The sequence below is a fragment of the Arthrobacter sp. Dra40 genome (assembly GCF_059091905.1).
Map to the genome: position 1 here is coordinate 1 of NZ_JBNHHB010000570.1, position 424 is coordinate 424.

Consider the following 424-nt stretch of genomic DNA (forward strand, 5'->3'; position numbering starts at 1 on the left):
CTGCTGGGCAAGACTGGTTTCCCGCAGCTGTTGGCCCGGCGAGTAGGCGCCCTTTTCGATCGCGCCCCGCAGCCGGTTGACGATGGTGTCCACCGTTCCGTCGATGAGGATCGGCTCCAGTACAGGCTCACTCAACTCGTTGCTCCTACCCTTCCGGCGGTCAGCGCGATGCACACCCGGATCAGTCCGGTTCCGGCGCCACGTTTTCGGCTTCCGTCAACGGACGGACAGATATGCCGGCATCCTGCAAGGACTGCCAGACCGTGCGGATAACCTCCACCGAGTTCGGTGCGTCCCCGTGCAGACATATGCTTTCCGGGGAGATATCAAGATCCCGCCCCGACACCGTGGCTACTTTCCCTTCCCTCACGAACCTGATCGCACGTGAGGACACAAGTGCAGGGTCCCAAGCCAGCTTTTCCCG

Annotated in this window: 1 protein-coding gene; it reads right to left on the bottom strand. The window is 62.3% G+C overall.

Annotated elements, in window-relative coordinates:
* Positions 1 to 181: 181 nt before the first annotated feature.
* Positions 182 to 424 (bottom strand): LamB/YcsF family protein (locus AC5RWT_RS38035; protein ID WP_494084713.1); only part of this gene is annotated, 243 nt, incomplete at its 5' end.